Source organism: Halalkalibacter okhensis, assembly GCF_000787375.1.
GTDB lineage: Bacteria > Bacillota > Bacilli > Bacillales > Bacillaceae_D > Halalkalibacter > Halalkalibacter okhensis.
The window spans coordinates 1-2,573 of the sequence record NZ_JRJU01000079.1; the positions used below are offsets into that span (position 1 = coordinate 1).

At 39.7% G+C, this 2,573-nt stretch carries 2 protein-coding genes; both read right to left on the minus strand.

Translation table 11 applies throughout. From position 1 onward, the window contains the following. Positions 1-148 precede the first annotated feature (148 nt). Positions 149-907 (minus strand): IS21-like element helper ATPase IstB, encoded by a 759-nt coding sequence (gene istB, locus LQ50_RS23965; protein ID WP_034634253.1) that lies wholly within the window; start codon positions 905-907, stop codon positions 149-151. Then, entirely contained in the window at positions 904-2,427 is a 1,524-nt protein-coding gene (gene istA / locus LQ50_RS23970) for an IS21 family transposase (protein WP_237563791.1), read from the minus strand. Before istA ends, istB begins: the two co-directional genes overlap by 4 nt. Positions 2,428-2,573 lie beyond the last annotated feature (146 nt).

The following is a 2,573-nucleotide window of genomic DNA, read 5'->3' on the forward strand; positions in this document are numbered from 1 at the left end:
GTTTTTGTCAATATGAAATTGAGCCAGAGCGATCACTTCAAAAGTGAGCCACTTCATAATAAACAACTACCATTAATGGTAAGTTATGGGTGTTTGGGATTCTTGCCCCGGGGAGGGGCGAGAATCCCAAACACCTCGCGCACAGTAGTTACTCTTTGGCACTTTCCTGATGTTTCATACTTTGACGAAAACGGTACGATTCACCGTTGAGTAAGTGGATATGCGATCGATGCGTTAAACGATCAAGTAATGCAGCTGTCATCTTCTCATCTCCAAAAACATTCGTCCATTCTGAGAATTCTAGATTAGTTGTGATAATAACGCTTGCGCGTTCATATCGACTTGAAAAGAACTGGAATAATAGTTCAGCTCCCGTTTTGGAGAAGGGGACATAGCCTAACTCATCTACGATGATCACATCAAATTTGAGCCACTTTTTCTCAAATACTCCAAGCTTATGCTCTTCGTTAGCCATTAGTAATTCTTCTACTAGTTCAGAAGCAGTTATAAACTTGGTCTTGTAGCCATTTTGAATCATCTCTATACCCAAAGCTATAGCCAAATGCGTTTTTCCAGTTCCGCTATTACCAAGAAAAACAAGATTCTCTTTCTTTTCTACGAACTCCCCTTTGGCTAAAGTAATAAAGCGATTTCGGTTCAAGCTTGGCATTAGGCTAAAGTCATAAGTATCTAACGTTTTTTGGACAGGAAATGAAGCCTGTTTAAGCCGCCTCTGTCTCTGATTTTCTTCTCTTGTTTGTAACTCTGTTTCTAGTAACGCTAATAGGTACCCTTCATAGCTTAGATTTCGTTCTTCTGCTTCTCTTGCGAGAGAACGGTATTGTCTTCCAATTGTAGGCATTCTTAGTTGTTTCACGATGTGATCAAGCATCATTTCCGTATTCATTTCACCTGACCTCCTGTTAACTGTTCATATTGAGCTATGTTCGACTTTTTAACTTTATAGTCTAATAGGCTCGTAGGCGTTTTTTCTTTCGTTAATTCGTGAGTTCTCAAATAGTTATTGGTTAACCTTTGAATATTTTCATGGACAACCTCGTACCGATACACTTGAGCTTGTTCGGCTTCCAATAAGGCTTGTGTTAACTTTTCCATTCCAATCTCACGGTGAAGGAGAAGGAGTCGAATAAATTTGCGATCTCCTGCGGCTCCTTCTTGTTCTCTCATCTTACGATGAAAACGCCTGAACACATCCGGAATGTCAGATGATTGAAAGGCATGCGCATCTCGAATCGCACGTGGTTTCTTCAGTAATGCTTCGAGGTAGTGATCAAGAACCGTGACTACTTGATTCCGTTCGTAAGATCGAGAATGTTCTGCGATCACTTGGTTTTGAGCCACCACGATCACTCGATCGACAAAAATTTTTGCCCATACCGCTTGTCCCACATACCTACATGGAACAGAATATTGATTTGTTTCGATCGTAACCAAGGAAGTTTTGTTAACCTGACAAGAAACAAGTTTACAAGCTTCAAATGGTTGTTCTGGTAATGGATGAAGATATTCTTTTTCTTTAACCCATATAGCGGCAACCGTTTCTTTTGAGTGGGGGACCTTTTTACGCTCGGTCTCTTTTAAGCACCACTCTCGTAAATAATCATTCAATTCATCTAATGATTGAACGTCTGGTTCTGGTACAAGGGCATTTCTCCTTACATACCCAACTGTTCCTTCTACACGTCCTTTTTCATTTCCTGATCGAACATTACAGAACTCAGCCTTAAATAGATAGTGAGCTTGTAAGGAAAGAAACGATTCCTGTTCTAATCGATCTCTTCCTTGAAGAATTTTTTCAACAGCTGTTTTTAAGTTATCGAAGATTCCCTCGGTCGGTACTCCTCCAAAGAATTCAAACGCATGGACAAATCCATCTAAGAAAGCCTCCTGTTTTTCATGAAGATACGCTCTCACAAATCGTACACGACTTGCCGAAAGCTGAATACAGAAGAGGTAAATACGTTGCTTTCGACCCTGTAGAATAATGTCCGCCTCTCCCCAGTCGAATTGGAATTGGTGGCCGAGTTGAAAATCAAGGGGAATGAAGACCTCCTGTAATTTTTTCCTGCGTTTCGCTACGAGTTTACGTAGATTAGATTCCGATCCTTTAAAGTTGTATTCATCTACTAATCTCTGATACATTCGTGCAGCTGTATGATTTTGTTTTCCCCAACGTTTGAGATCATCTTCAAGCCATTGGTCAATGATCGGCAGTATCCGCTTTGTTTCTTCCGAATATTCCTTCTTATTACTATAGACCTTCTGGCGTTGAATAGTAGTTGGAGCCTCCGTTGCCGATAGATATTTCTTGACCGTATTTCTTGAAATCCCCAGTTTTTTAGCTATTTCCCTTTGTGATAGTCTTTCTACCTGGTGTAAGAATTTGATATGATGAAATTGAGCCATATTGATCATCCTTTTTTCCTCTCTTCAATTGATAGTTTGGTCACTTTCAATCATAAGAGAGGTTATAAAAATTGGAAATCATGTGGCTCATTTTTTATGTGATCGAACCGCTTAAAAGTGGCTCAATTTTAAATTATCAAATACAA